Genomic DNA, 15,661 nt, shown 5'->3' on the forward strand with positions numbered 1-15,661 from the left:
GGCCCCCCCCCCGCGGCGGGGGGGGGCGGCCGGCCCGCCCCCCCGCCCGGGGGGGGGGGGGCGGCCCGGGGGGGGCGGCCCCCGGGGGGGGGGGGGGGGGGGGGCGGCTCCCGGGGTGGTCGCTCCGGGGGCTGGATGATTTTCAGACTGCCGATTCTGTTGGTGGGCGCTTTCGCCGTTGGCAGTCTGAAAATCACCCGCCACGCCCCCTTCCGCGACCACCCCGTACGCCGCCCCCTCCCGCAGCGCGTCCCTCTCGCCCTGGTCGGGTGGTGGGTGGGAGGGAAGGGGGGGCGGGAGGAGGGGGGAAGGAAGGGGCGGGAGCGGGTGGGTGGGTGAGCGGTGGGGGGAAGGGAGGCCGGGGGTTACGGGGTGGTGAGGCTGATGGGGCGGGTGTCCTGGCCCCAGGCGGTGATGGGGGTGAAGCCCTGGTGGCCGTGGTCGCCGAAGACGGTGAGGGGGCGGCCGGTGGAGACGGCGGCGAGGCGCCAGAGGGCGGGTTCGGGGGTGGTGGTGCGGCGGACGGGGAGGGTGTGGTGGCCGTCGGTCAGGTGCCAGCCGTCGGGGGTGAGGACGGGGACGACGGCGGTGAGGACGGTGGGCCAGGTGTCGAGCCAGGGGTCGTCGGCGACGGCGGCGCCGTACGTGGCGACGGCCTCGGCGGGGCTGAGGCCCGAGGGGGGTGCGGCGGGGCCGGGTTCGGGGGTGCCGTAGCGGGCGCCGAGGGCGGCGCGCAGGGGGCGGGCGCCGGGGTGGAAGGCGAGGTCGGCCTCCAGCAGGTGGCCGGTGGGGAGGGCGAGGTCGGGGGCCTGGCCGGGGCGGCCGAAGGCGAGGAGGAGGGCGAGCCGGCCGGTCTTGGCGCCGCGCAGCCAGAGCCGGCGGGTGGTGAGGCGTTCGTCGGCGGTGTCGCGGCTGCCGAGGACGTGCCAGCGGTCGCGGACGGTGGGTCCGGCGAGGAGTTCGGCGGTGTCGGTGGTGTAGCCGACCCGCGCGCGGACCGTGGCGGCGAGCGGGTCGGGCAGTTCGTCGACCCGGGTGGCGGCGGTGGCGAGCAGGTGGAGCATGGCGTACTCCTCCAGGAGGCTGTCCTGCGGGGTGGTGTCGAGTTCGCGGACGCGGGTGGCGAGGCCGGGGGCCTGGGCGTCGACCATACGGGCGGCGACCTCGTCCCAGGGGCCGGCGCTGCTCCCGTCGGCCAGGCCGTGGCGGATCCGGTCGGCCAGCCGGAGGCGCAGTTCGCCGGCGCCGGCGGCGACCCGGGCGGAGCGCTTCTCGGCCCGGCGGCGGGCGGCGGCCGGGTCGGCCGGGGTGTCGGCCCTGGCGGCGCGCCGCTCGGCGCGGTTCTGGCGGCCCTTCAGCCACTCGGACGCCCAGTCGGCGGGCTTGGCGCCGTCCGGGACGGCCTCCGGGGTGCCGCTCCAGAGCAGGAGGAGTCCGAGCGCGTGCTTGCACGGGAACTTCCGGCTCGGGCAGGTGCACGTGTAGGCGGGCGTGGCCAGCTCCACGGCGGTGCGGTACGGCGTGCTGCCGCTGCCCTTGCACGCGCCCCAGAGCGCGGTGCCGTCGGTGCCGGTACCGGACCAGGGCGCGGCCGAGGAGAGTTTGCCCGCCGCCTTCCGTGACGCGGCGTCGGGCGCGAGGGACAGGACGTGTTCGGTGCTCCAGCGTTCCTCCATGCCGACGACGGTAGGCGGGGGGACTGACAGCCGGAGCGGTCGAACTGAGGGCCGATCAGGATTGTCAGTGGCCCGGTGCATGGTGGTTCTCGCAGGCCGGGACGCCGACCTGGCTCCCCCCGATCACCTCGCCGCCTGCCACAGGTGTGTCCGGCGGCCGACCCGAAGGAGCCCTTATGACCGACGTTCTGCGGCAGCACGCGGAGGACGCGTTCGCTGCCGAACTGGCCGCGCTGGCCGCGCAGGACGACCGTCCGCGCCCCGAGCGCTGGAAGCTGTCGCCGTGGGCCGTCGCCACCTATCTGCTGGGCGGCGAGCTGCCGGACGGCACCGTGGTCACGCCCAAGTACATCGGCCCGCGCCGGGTGGTCGAGGTCGCGGTGACGACGCTGGCGACGGACCGCGCGCTGCTGCTGCTCGGCGTGCCGGGTACCGCGAAGACCTGGGTGTCGGAGCATCTCGCGGCCGCGATCAGCGGTGATTCGACGCTGCTGGTGCAGGGCACCGCGGGCACGCCGGAGGAGGCGGTCCGGTACGGGTGGAACTACGCCCAGCTGCTGGCCCACGGTCCGAGCCGGGACGCGCTGGTGCCGTCGCCGCTGATGCGGGCGATGGCCGACGGGAAGATCGCCCGGGTCGAGGAGCTGACCCGCATCCCGGCGGACGTGCAGGACAGCCTGATCACGATCCTGTCGGAGAAGACGCTGCCGGTACCGGAGTTGGGCGGCGAGACGCAGGCGGTGCGGGGCTTCAACCTGATCGCCACCGCCAACGACCGGGACCGGGGCGTGAACGAGCTGTCGAGCGCCCTGCGCCGGCGGTTCAACACCGTGGTGCTGCCACTGCCCGGTTCGCTGGAGGAGGAGGTGGACATCGTCACCCGCCGGGTCAACCAGCTCGGCAGCTCGCTGGAGCTGCCCCAGCTGCCCGGCGGCGCCGAGGAGATCAGGCGTGTGGTCACCGTCTTCCGCGAGTTGCGGGCCGGGATCACGACGGACGGCCGGACGAAGGTGAAGACCCCGAGCGGGACGCTGTCGACCGCGGAGGCGATCTCGGTCGTGACGAACGGGCTTGCCCTGGCCACCCACTTCGGCGACGGCGTGCTGCGGGCCGGCGACGTCACGGCGGGCATTCTCGGGGCCGTCGTCCGGGATCCGGTGGCCGACCAGGCGGTGTGGCGCGAGTACGTCGAGGGCGTCGTCCGCGAGCGGGACGGCTGGAAGGACTTCTACCGTGCCGCCCGCGAGCACACCCGCTGAGACGGCCGTCGTTCGAGTTCCAGGGAGGGAGGGCGCGATGAGCGCAGAGGTGACGCTGCTGGGCGTACGGCACCACGGTCCGGGCTCGGCCCGCGCGGTGGCCGCCGCGCTGGAGCGGCTGCGGCCGGACGCGGTGCTGATCGAGGGCCCGCCGGAGGCCGATCCGATCATCGGGCTGGCGGGCGAGAAGGACATGGTGCCGCCGGTCGCGCTGCTCGCCCACGCCGTGGACGATCCGGCCAGGGCCGCGTTCTGGCCGTACGCCGAGTTCTCCCCGGAGTGGGTGGCGATCCGCTACGGCGTCGAGCGCGAACTCCCGGTCCGCTTCATCGACCTCCCGGCGGCGTACGGCTTCGCCGTGACGGAGGAGGCGGATCCCGGGCCGGACGAGGCGGTGCCCGGCGACCCGATCGCGCTGCTCGCCGAGGCGGCCGGCCACGACGACCCGGAGCGCTGGTGGGAGGACGTGATCGAGCACCGCACGCCCGGCGCCGACGAGTTCGCCCCGTTCGTGGCCGTCGCGGAGGCGATGACCGCGCTGCGCGAGGAGGGGGTCGGGGAGCGGCGGCGCGACGAGCTGCGGGAGGCGTACATGCGCCAGCAGATCCGCGCCGCCCGGCGGGCCGGCCACCGGCGGATCGCGGTGGTCTGCGGCGCCTTCCACGTCCCGGCCCTGGCCGCCATGCCGACGGTCGCCCATGACCGCGCGCTGCTCGCCGGCCTGCCGAAGAAGGTCAGGACCGACATCACCTGGGTGCCCTGGACGCACCGCCGGCTCTCCCGACTCACCGGGTACGGCGCCGGGATCGCCTCGCCGGGCTGGTACCACCACCTGTTCGCCGCGTCGGGCGATCCGCTGCCGAAGTGGCTGGCCAGGGCCGCCGAGCTGCTGCGGGCCGAGGACCACCCGGTCTCCTCCGCGCACGTCATCGAGGCCGTCCGGCTGGCCCGCACGCTGGCGGTGATGCGCGGCCGGCCGCTGGCCGGGCTGACCGAGACGCTCGACGCCGTCCGGTCGGTGATGTGCTACGGGTCGGACGTCGCGCTGGAGCTGGTCCGGGACCGGCTGGTGATCGGCGACGCGCTCGGCACGGTGCCGGACGCCGCACCGGCGGTGCCGCTGCAACGGGACCTGTCCCGGCTGCAGCGCTCCCTGCGGCTGAAGCCGGACGTCGAGCCGCGCGACCTCGACCTCGACCTGCGCAGGGAGAACGACGCGGCGCGCTCGCGGCTGCTGCACCGGCTGCGCCTGCTCGGCGTCGAGTGGGGCGTGCCGGTGCGGTCCGCCGTCCACTCGACGGGCACCTTCCGGGAGAGCTGGCGGCTCTGCTGGCAGCCCGAGTTCGCGGTCCGGATCGCCGAGGCCGCCCAGTGGGGCACCACGGTCGAGGACGCGGCGGTCGGCAAGGCCGTCGGCACCGCCCGGGCCGCCGTCGAACTCGCCGAACTCACCGGCCTGGTGGAGACCTGCCTGCTCGCCGGGCTGGGCGGGGCGCTGCCCGCCGTGATGCGGGTGCTCGCCGACTGCGCGGCCCTGGACACCGATGTCGCCCACCTCGCGGGCGCCCTGCCCGCCCTGGTCCGCGCACTGCGCTACGGCGACGTCCGGGGCACCGACAACGGCGCGCTCGCCGAGGCCGCGACCGGTCTCGCCGACCGGATCTGCGTCGGGCTGCCGCCCGCCTGCACCGGTCTTGACGCGGCCGGCGCCACGGCGATGCGCGGCCACCTCGACGAGGTGCACGGCGCGATCGGCCTGCTGGAACCGGCCGACGCCCCTGACTCCCCCGACGCCCCCGATGCCTCCGGCGACCTCGCCGACCGGTGGGCCGCCGCCCTGCGCTCGCTCGCCCGTCGCGAGCCCACCGGCGGCCCGGCGACGGGCGTCCCCGGCCTGCTGCGCGGCCGCGCCGTCCGGCTGCTGCTCGACGACGGCCGGCTCGGCTCCGAGGAGGCCGGCCGCCGGATGGGCCTGGTCCTCTCGGTGGCCAACGCCCCGGCGGACGCGGCCGGCTGGGTCGAGGGCTTCCTCACCGGCGGCGGGGCCCTGCTGCTGCACGACCCCCGGCTGCTCGGCCTGCTCGACGCCTGGCTGACGGCGGTGCCGGCGGAGGTCTTCACCGATGTGCTGCCACTGCTGCGCCGTACCTTCTCCGCGCTGGAGACGGGGGTGCGCACCACGGTCGGCAGCCGGGTCGCGGCCGGCCCGCTCGACGCCGCTGCGGCCCCGGCCGGGACGGACGGGGCCCTGCTCGACCAGGCCAGGGCCGACGCCGCGCTGCCCACCCTCGCCCTCCTGCTCGGCCTCCCCGGCGGACTGCCGCGGATTCCCCTGCAGGCCGCCGGCCGCGACACCTGATCCGCACCCACCGAAGGAGCATCCGATGGCAGTGACCACCTCCCCCGCCGCCGAGGAACGGCTGCGCCGCTGGCGGCTGGTGCTCGGCGGCGAGGCGGACGGGACGGGCTGTGCGCTGCGCGGCCGGGACGCCGCCATGGACGGTGCGCTCGCCGCGCTGTACCGCGGGGCTCCGCCGGAGGGCAGGGCCGCGACGGGCGGCCGCCGCAGCGCCGGCCTGGGCGGCTCGGCGCCGCAGGTGGCGCGCTGGCTGGGCGACATCCGCGAGTACTTCCCCTCCACCGTCGTGCAGTTGATGCAGCAGGACGCCATCACCCGGCTCGGCCTGGACCACCTGCTGCTGGAGCCGGAGATGCTGGAGGCCGTCGAGCCGGACGTCCACCTGGTCGGCACCCTGCTCTCGCTGAAGCACGCGCTGCCGGAGACCACCCGGGAGACCGCCCGCGCGGTGGTCGGCAAGGTGGTCGCCGAGCTGGAGCGCAGGCTCGCCGACCGCACCCGGGCCACCCTGGGCGGCGCGCTGGACCGCAGCGCCAAGGTGAACCGCCCGCGCCACCGCGACATCGACTGGGACCGCACCATCCGGGCCAACCTGAAGAACTACCTGCCCGAGTACGGCACGGTCGTCCCCGAGCGGCTGGTCGGCTACGCCCGCGCGCAGCGCGCGGTGAAGAAGGACGTCATCCTCTGCATCGACCAGTCCGGCTCGATGGCGCCGTCCGTGGTGCACTCGGCGGTGTTCGGCGCGGTGCTCGCCTCGATGAGGAGCCTGGACACCCGGCTGGTCGTCTTCGACACCTCGGTGGTGGACCTCACCGAGCAGCTCACCGACCCGGTGGACGTCCTGTTCGCCACCCGGCTCGGCGGCGGCACCGACATCAACCGGGCGCTCGCCTACTGCCAGTCGAGGATCACCCGCCCGTCCGAGACCGTCGTGGTGCTGATCAGCGACCTCTACGAGGGCGGAATCCGCGACGAGATGCTCAAGCGGGTGGCGGCGATGAAGGCGGCCGGCGTCCAGTTCATCGCGCTGCTCGCGCTCTCCGACGAAGGTGCGCCCGCCTACGACCACGCGCACGCCGCGGCACTGGCCGCGCTCGGCGCCCCGGCGTTCGCCTGCACCCCGGACGTCTTCCCGGAGATCATGGCGGCGGCGATCGAGAAGCGCCCGATACCGGTGCCCGACCAGGGGGTGTAACGGCCGGGGGCGCGGATTCACCCGGATGCGCGAACCCGGTCCGCCGCAGGACAGGGCCTGTGACAGACCCCCGTAGGCTGGCTGTGACGGTTCTCACCAAAGACTGGCCGGTCCCGGGCGAAACACTCCCGTCGTCCGGGGATAACCTGCCAGACGGACGTGACGCGCGTGTTGATTGACGTGTGCGCCCGTGGCTGTGTGGGCCGCAAGGCCGTTCTTCTGCGTACCCGCACCGCCCCGACGACCCGCAGCGAAGATCCTGCCGTGGCACGCTCGTAGAGACACAATCCGCGACCACGAACAAGGACAAACACGTGGACCTGTTCGAGTACCAGGCGAGGGACCTCTTCGCCAAGCACGGTGTGCCCGTGCTTGACGGCGATGTCATCGAGACTGCCGCAGACGCTGCCGCCATCGCGGAGCGCTTCGGCGGCCGCGCCGTCGTCAAGGCTCAGGTGAAGGTGGGTGGCCGAGGCAAGGCCGGTGGCGTGAAGCTCGCCGCCGACCCGGCGGACGCCGTCGCCAAGGCCGAGGCGATCCTCGGCATGGACATCAAGGGCCACACCGTTCACAAGGTGATGCTGGCCCAGACCGCGGACATCAGGGACGAGTACTACGTCTCGTTCCTGCTGGACCGCACCAACCGCACCTTCCTGGCCATGGCCAGCGTCGAGGGCGGCGTGGAGATCGAGGTCGTCGCGGAGGAGAACCCGGACGCGCTCGCCAAGATCCCGGTCGACGCCAACGAGGGCTGCACCCCGGAGAAGGCCGCCGAGATCGTCGCCGCGGCGAAGTTCCCGGCCGAGGTCGCCGACCAGGTCGCCGAGGTCCTGCAGAAGCTGTGGAAGGTCTTCATCGCCGAGGACGCGCTCCTCGTCGAGGTCAACCCGCTGATCAAGTCCGGTGAGGGCAAGATCATCGCGCTGGACGGCAAGGTCTCCCTGGACGAGAACGCCGAGTTCCGTCAGCCCGGGCACGAGGCGCTCGAGGACAAGGCCGCCGCCAACCCGCTGGAGGCGGCGGCGAAGGCCAAGGGCCTGAACTACGTCAAGCTCGACGGCGAGGTCGGCATCATCGGCAACGGCGCGGGTCTCGTCATGAGCACCCTCGACGTCGTCGCCTACGCCGGTGAGAAGCACGGCAACGTGAAGCCCGCCAACTTCCTCGACATCGGCGGCGGCGCCTCGGCCGAGGTCATGGCCAACGGCCTGGAGATCATCCTCGGCGACGCCGACGTCAAGTCGGTCTTCGTCAACGTCTTCGGCGGCATCACCGCGTGCGACGCCGTCGCGAACGGCATCGTCCAGGCGCTGGCCCTGCTGGCGGAGAAGGGCGGGGAGGTCAGCAAGCCGCTGGTCGTCCGCCTCGACGGCAACAACGCCGAGCTGGGTCGTAAGATCCTGACCGACGCCAACCACCCGCTGGTGCAGCAGGTGGACACCATGGACGGTGCGGCCGACCGCGCCGCCGAGCTGGCCAACAAGTAAGGAAGGGGACTTAACACCATGGCTATCTTCCTTACCAAGGACAGCAAGGTCATCGTCCAGGGCATGACCGGCTCCGAGGGCATGAAGCACACCCGCCGCATGCTCGCCTCCGGCACCCGGATCGTCGGCGGTGTGAACCCGCGCAAGGCCGGCACCACCGTGGACGTCGACGGCACCGAGGTGCCCGTCTTCGGCACCGTCGCCGAGGCCATCGAGAAGACCGGTGCCGATGTCACCGTCATCTTCGTGCCGCCGAAGTTCACCAAGGACGCCGTCGTCGAGGCCATCGACGCCGAGATCGGCCTGGCCGTCGTCATCACCGAGGGCGTCCCGGTGCACGACACCGCCGCCTTCTGGGCGTACGCGGGCTCGAAGGGCAACAAGACCCGGATCATCGGCCCGAACTGCCCCGGCCTGATCAGCCCCGGACAGTCGAACGCCGGCATCATCCCGGCCGACATCACCACGTCCGGCAAGATCGGCCTGGTCTCGAAGTCCGGCACCCTGACCTACCAGCTCATGTACGAGCTGCGCGACATCGGCTTCTCCTCGGCCGTGGGCATCGGCGGTGACCCGGTCATCGGCACCACCCACATCGACGCCCTCAAGGCGTTCCAGGAGGACCCGGAGACCGAGCTGATCGTCATGATCGGTGAGATCGGCGGCGACGCCGAGGAGCGTGCCGCGGCCTACATCGCCGAGCACGTCACCAAGCCGGTCGTCGGCTACGTCGCGGGCTTCACCGCCCCCGAGGGCAAGACCATGGGCCACGCCGGCGCCATCGTCTCCGGCTCCTCGGGCACCGCCCAGGCGAAGAAGGAGGCCCTCGAGGCCGCCGGTGTCAAGGTCGGCAAGACGCCGTCCGAGACCGCCCGCCTGGCGCGCGAGCTCATCGGCTGACGCTCGCCCCGCTCGTCGAGCGCCCCTGTCCGGTCCGGGCAGGGGCGCTCGACGTTTCCGCCTCCGCCGTGCTCAGCCGTCGTCCGCCGCGCAGGGGCGGAGCGGCCGGCGGGTGCAGTCCACCGGCCCGGGCGGCGGCGGCAGCGGCGCGGCGTGCCTGGTGGTGGTCAGCTCCCACGGGCGGGCGGCCCGGGGCGGCGGGGGGGCCACCATGACGGCTTCGACGCCCGGGGCGGTGCTGCACCAGAAACTGCGGACACCGGGCTCCGGGCCGTCGGGGAGGGCCGGGACGGCGTCCTTCTCGGCCGGGACGCAGAGCACCGGGGTGGGCGGCGCGGACGGGCGGAACAGCACCGACGGCCCTTCGCCGGCCAGGGTCGCCACCGCCGCACCGCTCACCGCCACCGTGAGCAGCGCCGCCGCCCCGGTCCGGGCGGCGTTGCGCAGCCCGCTGCGTGCGCGCAGCACCGGGACCGGTGAGCGGTGCGGCTCCGGGCAGGCGCGGACGGCCGCCCGGTGCAGCAGCCCGCTGAGCCGGTCGGCGAAGCCGTCCGCCGTCGGATCCGGCCCGACCAGGTCCGGCACCCAGTGCGCCAGCGCCGTCCGGGCGGCCCAGACCCGGCCCTCGGCGGCCGTCAGCGTCGACTCCACCTCGACCGCGACGGCGGTGGCGGGCAGCCCCAGCCCGTCGTGCAGCACCAGCGCCCGGCGCTGCGGGCGGGAGAGCCGCTTGAGCGCCTTGAGCAGGGCGTGGTCGCGGTCGGTGAGACGGTCGTGGTCCGGCAGCACCGGCTGGGACTCGTCGGCCGGGCGGACCCTGATCCGCCGGTGCGGCAGCCGCCAGACGTGCGCCCGGCGCGGACCGCCCCGGTGCCAGGGGGAGAGCGCCAGGTCGCAGGCGCGCACCCGGACCCAGACCTCCGGGTCGCCGCCGGCCACCACCTCCTCCCACCGCCGCCGGGCCTCCCCGAAGGCCCGGCCGACGCAGTGCACGGCCCGGTGCCTGCAGGTGGCGACGAGGAACACCTGCTGCACCAGCCGGGTGTGGGCGGTCTCGTACGACTCCTCGAACGAGGCGACGGGGGCGCGGACCGCCGGGGCGGGCGGCGGGGCCGGGGCGACCGCGGACCACGCGGGCGGGTGCCCGGCGCCGGCCCCCTGACGGTCGTGGGCACCGTAGCCGTCATGGGCGCCGTGACGGGAGGCCGGTTCACCGGGGGGCCTGGCGTCCGTCGGCGCGGGCCGCTGCCCGGTGCCGACGACGGGCTGTCGCCCGTCGCCCGGCCGGGCCGGGTCCGCGGGCCGGGTGCCCGCCCTGTCGGGGGAGCCGGTACCGGGCGGCTGCCGCCTCCGCTCCGTGCCGACCACCGGGGGCCGCCGGGCGGGGCCGCCACCCGGCTCCGGGCGGTCCCCGGCGGTCGCGGCGCCCGGCCCGGCGGTGCGTACGCCCGGAGGTTCGTCGGGCCCGGCGGTTCCGTCCGGCCCGTTCCCCGCGGGCGCGGTCCGCGCGGGGCTCAGCAGGGCGGCGAGGGCGGCGGCCTCGGCAGGGGTCCGGGTGCCGAGCTTCCGCATGGCCCGGTGCAGCCAGCCGCGGACGGTGTCCGGGGTGACCCCGAGCGCCGCCGCCGACCGGGCGAGGTCCTGGCCGGCCGCGAGGTGGGCCAGCGCCTGGACCTCACGCGGCGTCAGCCGCCGTAGCAGCCGGAAAATTTCCTCCTCGGTGCGGGCGGTGGCGCCGGCGTCTCCGGCGGCCTTCGCGGTGCGGCCGGGTCCGGACCGGCCCTTTCCCGAACGGTCCTGCGGCGCGGGCTGGCCGTCGGCGGGGGAGCCGTCGGGGCGCTCGGCGGTCGGCGGGGTGGTCATCAGACGTTCCGCGCCGAAGTGGGGGCGGCGGCGTGAGAGCATGGTCTGAAAATGCGCATAAGCCAATAATCTGGGACACGACGGCGGTTTGCCCCTTCACGGAGCATGGCGAGTCGCCTTGGCACCATGAGGCGCATGACGCAGCTGATGGGCCGTCCGATCCTGGAAGTGCCGGGCGAACTGGGCGCCAGACCCGTGCTGGCCGACCTGTTCGTCGGGGTGCGGACGGCGCTGCTCGGCCTGGCCGTGGTCGCGGTGCCGGTGCTCGGGCTCTGGGTGGTGACCCCGTACGCGGACGACGGTGCGCCCGGCGCCGCCCGGCTGGCCGGAGCGCTCTGGCTGCTCGGGCACGGCGCGCCGGTGCTGCGCGGGGGTGCGGACGCCCCGCTGACCGTCACCCCGCTGCTGCTCGGCCTGCTGGCGGTGGGTCAGCTCCACCGCATGGGCGCCCGGGTGGCGTCCCGCCGGGGCCTGCGGGCGCGCCGGAGCGGCCCGGTGGCGGTCTGGGCCGGCTACTGCGCGGTGGCGGCCGGGGTGGTGGTGCAGTGCTCGGGCGGCGGCGCGTTCCGCAGCCGGGTGCTGCCGGACGTGCTGGCGGTGGCGCTGCTGGCCGCCGCCGCGACCGCCGCGGGTGTCCGTTCGGTCCGGTCGGGGGAGCGCGGCCGGGCGTGCTGGTCGGCCTTCTGCGGGCGGGTGCCGGTCTGGGCCCGCGCCACCGGCGGCGCGCCCGTGGTCCGTGCGGCGGCGCTGGCGGCCGGGGCGGCCCTGGTGGCCGCGGGCGGGGTGGTGGTCGCCGTGGCGGCGTTGCTGGACGCGGCGGCCGGCGGCGGGCGCGGGGCGACCCCGCTCGCCGCCGGCCCGGCCGCCGTGGCCGGACTGGTTCTGCTCAGTCTGGTCCTGCTGCCCAACGCGGTGCTCTGGGGCACGGCGTACGCGCTGGGCCCGGGCTTCGCCGCCGGGGCCGGGACGGTGGTGGCGCCGTCCGGCACGGTGCTGGGGCCGGTGCCCGAGTTCCCGCTGTTCGCGCTGCTGCCGGAGTCGGGCGCGGGCGGCTGGCGGCTGCTCGCCTGCCTGCTGCCCGCGCTGGCCGGGGTGGTGCCGGCCCTGCTGCTGGGCCGGGCGGCGGCCGGGCGGCGCGGCGAGGGCGCCCCGTGGCATCCGGTCGCGACGGTCGCGGCGGTGCTGGCGGCGGCGCTGCTGACCGGCGCCGCGGCGGCGGTGCTGGGCGGGCTCTCGGGCGGCGCGCTGGCCGGCGGCCGGATGGCTCGGCTGGGCCCGGTGCCGTGGCGGACGGGCCTGGCGGCCGCGGGCTGGGTCGCCGCGGTGGCGGTGCCGGGCGCGCTGCTGGTGCGGTTCGGGGCGTTGCGTGGTGGCCCGGCGCTCGCGGGTCGTGCGCGCCGGAGCGCGCTGGCGTTGCGCGCCCGGGCGTACGCGGTGGTGGTGCGGCTGGGCGGGCGCGCGGACGGCGCGGGCTGAGCCCTGCCCGCCCCTGTCGCCGACCGTTCCCGCCGCCGACCGCCCCGGCCGACCTGCCCCCTCGACGGGCCGCTGCCTACTCGCCCTTGGTGGCGATGTCCACGTACCACTTGGGCGCGAGCCGGTCGCAGCCCTGCTCGCCGGTCGCGGTGAGCGAGTCCCGGACGCAGGTGACGTAGTCGTTGTAGTACAGGCTGAGCCCGATCACGCAGGACACGAAGACCACCGTCACCGCCCCGGTGAGCACACCGCCGAGCGCCGCCGGGGTCAGCGGGTTCGGCGTGGCGGGCACGGCGGCGGCCGCGGTGGGCGTGCCGCCGGTGGTGGTGGTGCCGGCGGCCGGCTTGGGCGCCCGCATCGCGTTGACGCCCCAGAGGATGGCGAGCGCGCCGACGAACAGCGCGACGTAGTAGATCCCGGCGATCGCGCAGACCAGCGACGCCATCCCGGCCAGGGCCGCGTTGCGGGCCCGGCGCTGGGCCGGGTCGCCGGGGTCGAGCCGGGGCTGCTGCGGCGCGGGCGGCCGGGGGTGCCAGCCGCCGCCCTGGTGGCCCGGGCTCCACGGGTGCGGCGGCGGGACCTGCGGACGCTCCTCGGAGGCCGCGTCGTCGGGTGCCTCCCCGCCCTCGGCGGGCGGGGGAGTGCGCGGCTGCCACGGCTGGTCCGGGGCATCCGCCGGCGGCGGCGCGAAGGGGTTGCGCTCGCCGGTGTTGTCACCGCTGCTCATGGTTCAGCCATTCCTTCTCGGTTCGTGGGGCAGGTGCCCACGCACCCTATGATCCCGCAGCCGCGCGTGGGCCGATTCGGGGGCCCGCGGTCGGGGTCCGGATCCGCGGTGGGTGGTCCGGAGAGATCCCCGTCTCAACTACGCGCGTAGCGCCGTCCGGGTGTTTCGGAGGCCGTCCGACCAGCCGTTATCGTGGTGACGGTCAGCAGCTCACCCAGGTTCCCGCGGGCCCGCGTCGCGGCGGGTTTCCCGGGTGTTCCCCCTCGCTCGACCTGCCGTTCGTAGTGGCCCCACCGCCGGTGGACGTACCAGCGGGCGGCCCCTGACCTACGGAGAATCGCGCAGTGGCCGCCGCCCCCGCTCAGCTCTTCCCGCCCCGCAAGCCCGGACCGGCCCGCCTGGTGGTGCTGGTCTCCGGTTCGGGCACCAACCTGCAGGCGCTGATCGACGCCGTCGCCGATCCGGCCTTCGGAGCGGAGATCGTGGCCGTCGGCGCGGACCGCGACGCCATCGCGGGCCTGGAGCGCGCGGACCGCGCCGGCCTGCCGACCTTTGTGCACCGGGTGAAGGACTTCCCCGACCGGGCCGGCTGGGACCGCGCGCTGACCTCCTCCGTCGCGACGTACGAGCCGGACCTGGTAATCACGGCAGGCTTTATGAAGATCCTCGGCCCCGGGTTCATCGAGGCCTTCGCCGGACGGATCGTCAACACCCACCCCGCACTGCTGCCGTCCTTCCCCGGTGCGCGCGGCGTCCCCGACGCGCTCGCGTACGGAGTGAAGGTCACTGGCTGCACCGTCCACCTGGTCGACGCCGGAGTGGACACCGGGCCGATCATCGCGCAGGGCGTCGTGGAGGTCACCGACGCCGACCACGCCGATGGCGGCGAAGCGCTGCACGAGCGCATCAAGACTGTCGAGCGCAAGCTGCTCGTCGACGTCGTGGGCCGGCTGGCCCGCGAGGGCCACCGCATCGAGGACCGAAAGGTATGGATCCCGGCATGAGTGCCAGCTCCACCACCCCCCCTGTCTCCGAGAACATCCGTCCGATCCGTCGTGCGCTGATCAGCGTGTACGACAAGACCGGTCTGGAGGAGCTGGCCCAGGGCCTGCACGCCGCCGGGGTCTCCATCGTCTCCACCGGCTCCACCGCCGGCCGGATCGCCGCCGCCGGTGTGCCGGTGACCGAGGTCTCCGAGCTGACCGGCTTCCCGGAGTGCCTGGACGGGCGCGTGAAGACGCTGCACCCCCGCGTGCACGCCGGCGTGCTCGCCGACCTGCGCCTGGAGTCGCACCGCGCCCAGCTGGCCGAACTGGGCGTCGAGCCCTTCGACCTGGTCGTGGTGAACCTCTACCCGTTCAAGGCCACGGTCGCCTCCGGCGCCACCCCGGACGAGTGTGTCGAGCAGATCGACATCGGCGGCCCGAGCATGGTCCGCGCCGCCGCCAAGAACCACCCGTCGGTCGCCGTCGTGGTCGACCCGGCCCGCTACGGCGACGTCCTGAAGGCCGCCCAGGAGGGCGGTTTCGACCTGGCCACCCGCAAGCGCCTGGCCGGTGCCGCGTTCGCGCACACCGCCGCGTACGACGTCGCGGTCGCCTCCTGGTTCGAGGCCGGCTACGCGCCCAGCGACGAGCGGTTCCCCGAGTTCCTGGGCGCCACCTGGGAGCGGCAGAACGTGCTGCGCTACGGCGAGAACCCGCACCAGGGCGCCGCGCTGTACGTGGACGGCACCGGGGGCCTGGCCGGCGCCGAGCAGCTGCACGGCAAGGAGATGTCGTACAACAACTACGTCGACACCGACGCCGCCCGCCGCGCCGCGTACGACCACGCCGAGCCGGCCGTCGCGATCATCAAGCACGCCAACCCGTGCGGCATCGCGACCGGCGCCGACGTCGCCGAGGCGCACCGCAAGGCACACGAGTGCGACCCGGTCTCCGCGTACGGCGGCGTGATCGCCGTCAACCGCCCGGTCACCGTCGAACTGGCCGAGCAGATCGCGCCGATCTTCACCGAGGTCGTCGTCGCCCCGGCGTACGAGGACGGCGCCGTCGAGGTGCTGGCCCGCAAGAAGAACCTCCGGGTGCTGCTCGCCCCCGAGGCACCGGCCAACCGCCAGGAGGTCCGCCCGATCTCCGGCGGCGTGCTGCTCCAGGACGCCGACCGGGTGCACGCCGCGGGCGACGACCCGGCGACCTGGACGCTGGCCACCGGCGAGGCGCTGACCGAGGCCGGGCTGGCCGAGCTGGCCTTCGCCTGGCGGGCCTGCCGGGCGGTCAAGTCCAACGCCATCCTGCTGGCCAAGGGCGGCGCCTCGGTGGGCGTCGGCATGGGCCAGGTCAACCGGGTCGACTCGGCGAAGCTCGCGGTCGAGCGGGCCGGCGAGCGGGCCAAGGGCTCGTACGCGGCCTCCGACGCGTTCTTCCCGTTCGCCGACGGCCTGCAGATCCTGATCGAGGGCGGCGTGAAGGCCGTGGTGCAGCCGGGCGGTTCGATCCGCGACGAAGAGGTGATCGCGGCCGCCGCCGAGGCCGGCGTGACCATGTACTTCACCGGCACCCGCCACTTCTTCCACTGATCCCGGTGACGGCGTGACAGAGCGGCCCGGGGCCCCCCCCCGGGGGGGCCGGGGCCCCCGGTGGTGGGGGGGGGCGTTAATATTTTTCAACACGGGGGCGGCCGGCCCCGCGGGCCCCCCCCGCCGCCTACCCGGGTT

The 15,661-nt window shown here is 75.3% G+C and carries 11 protein-coding genes; 8 read left to right on the forward strand and 3 right to left on the reverse strand.

What is annotated here, in order from left to right; translation table 11 throughout:
- Positions 1-365: 365 nt before the first annotated feature.
- Positions 366-1,676 carry an SWIM zinc finger domain-containing protein gene (locus ACIO5D_RS06080; RefSeq protein ID WP_400794028.1) on the reverse strand — a complete coding sequence of 437 codons (1,311 nt, stop codon included), beginning with the start codon at positions 1,674-1,676 and terminating at the stop codon, positions 366-368.
- 176 nt (positions 1,677-1,852) lie between these two features.
- On the opposite strand from ACIO5D_RS06080, the gene ACIO5D_RS06085 reads away from it, so the two are divergent.
- From ACIO5D_RS06085 to sucD, 5 genes are all read left to right on the forward strand, one after another.
- A complete protein-coding gene (locus ACIO5D_RS06085; protein WP_400653096.1) occupies positions 1,853-2,935 on the forward strand; it encodes an AAA family ATPase in 1,083 nt (360 codons plus the stop codon).
- Between the two features lie 37 nt (positions 2,936-2,972).
- Complete coding sequence (locus ACIO5D_RS06090) at positions 2,973-5,294, forward strand: DUF5682 family protein (protein WP_400794029.1); 2,322 nt, start codon at positions 2,973-2,975, stop codon at positions 5,292-5,294.
- Between the two features lie 25 nt (positions 5,295-5,319).
- Positions 5,320-6,492: a VWA domain-containing protein gene (locus ACIO5D_RS06095; RefSeq protein ID WP_363605570.1), complete on the forward strand. Its 1,173-nt coding sequence runs from the start codon at positions 5,320-5,322 to the stop codon at positions 6,490-6,492.
- 314 nt (positions 6,493-6,806) lie between these two features.
- The gene (sucC, locus tag ACIO5D_RS06100) at positions 6,807-7,979 is read left to right on the forward strand and encodes an ADP-forming succinate--CoA ligase subunit beta (protein WP_400653101.1); all 1,173 of its coding nucleotides are present in this window, start codon (positions 6,807-6,809) and stop codon (positions 7,977-7,979) included.
- Between the two features lie 18 nt (positions 7,980-7,997).
- Positions 7,998-8,879, forward strand: a complete 882-nt coding sequence (gene sucD, locus ACIO5D_RS06105) for a succinate--CoA ligase subunit alpha (RefSeq protein WP_363605572.1) — start codon at positions 7,998-8,000, stop codon at positions 8,877-8,879.
- 72 nt (positions 8,880-8,951) lie between these two features.
- Here sucD and ACIO5D_RS06110 read toward each other — a convergent pair whose 3' ends face one another.
- Positions 8,952-10,742, reverse strand: coding sequence for a LuxR C-terminal-related transcriptional regulator (locus tag ACIO5D_RS06110; RefSeq protein WP_400794030.1), 1,791 nt, complete (start codon positions 10,740-10,742; stop codon positions 8,952-8,954).
- A 135-nt stretch (positions 10,743-10,877) separates the two neighbouring features.
- Here ACIO5D_RS06110 and ACIO5D_RS06115 point away from each other — a divergent pair, with 135 nt between their 5' ends.
- Positions 10,878-12,218, forward strand: a complete 1,341-nt coding sequence (locus ACIO5D_RS06115; RefSeq protein ID WP_400794031.1) for a DUF6350 family protein — start codon at positions 10,878-10,880, stop codon at positions 12,216-12,218.
- A 76-nt stretch (positions 12,219-12,294) separates the two neighbouring features.
- Here the strand turns inward: ACIO5D_RS06115 and ACIO5D_RS06120 are convergent, their stop codons facing one another.
- Positions 12,295-12,945: a hypothetical protein gene (locus tag ACIO5D_RS06120; protein WP_400653106.1), complete on the reverse strand. Its 651-nt coding sequence runs from the start codon at positions 12,943-12,945 to the stop codon at positions 12,295-12,297.
- A gap of 344 nt (positions 12,946-13,289) precedes the next feature.
- Between ACIO5D_RS06120 and purN the strand changes: the two genes are divergently transcribed.
- Together purN and purH are read left to right on the forward strand one after the other, a co-directional pair.
- Positions 13,290-13,949: a phosphoribosylglycinamide formyltransferase gene (gene purN, locus ACIO5D_RS06125; RefSeq protein ID WP_400794032.1), complete on the forward strand. Its 660-nt coding sequence runs from the start codon at positions 13,290-13,292 to the stop codon at positions 13,947-13,949.
- Positions 13,946-15,523 carry a bifunctional phosphoribosylaminoimidazolecarboxamide formyltransferase/IMP cyclohydrolase gene (gene purH, locus ACIO5D_RS06130; RefSeq protein ID WP_363605579.1) on the forward strand — a complete coding sequence of 526 codons (1,578 nt, stop codon included), beginning with the start codon at positions 13,946-13,948 and terminating at the stop codon, positions 15,521-15,523. Before purN ends, purH begins: the two co-directional genes overlap by 4 nt.
- Positions 15,524-15,661 lie beyond the last annotated feature (138 nt).

The sequence above is a fragment of the Kitasatospora sp. NPDC087315 genome (assembly GCF_044744345.1).
Classification (GTDB): domain Bacteria; phylum Actinomycetota; class Actinomycetes; order Streptomycetales; family Streptomycetaceae; genus Kitasatospora.